This is a genomic window from Frigoribacterium sp. AC759 (genome assembly GCF_979256015.1).
Genome location: NZ_CEEDMT010000178.1, coordinates 1 through 239 on the forward strand (window position 1 = coordinate 1; position 239 = coordinate 239).

Sequence of the window (239 nt, forward strand, 5' to 3'; positions counted from 1 at the left end):
ACGTCCTTCTCACGACGCCGGAGCCGTAGTGAGGCCACCCTTCTGGTCAGGCGACGACAGGAACCGTCGGTGCGGTCGCCGCCGTGGCGCCAAGGCCATTTATTCGTGCCTGCACGATGGCTGGGCCGATGTTTCCGAGTAGGAGCATGAGCGCGTAATTACCGCCCGTGCCGAGACCTGTCCCGGCGTTCATGCCCTGTGCGAGCGACCAGAAGTACCAGAAAGCGCCGAACGGGCAC

1 protein-coding gene is annotated in these 239 nt (G+C 64.4%); it reads right to left on the minus strand.

Translation table 11 applies throughout. The features are described 5' to 3' along the window. Positions 1 to 46 precede the first annotated feature (46 nt). Positions 47 to 239: hypothetical protein (locus tag ACZ6JE_RS15555; protein ID WP_464319533.1), on the minus strand; the 193-nt coding region annotated here is incomplete at its 5' end.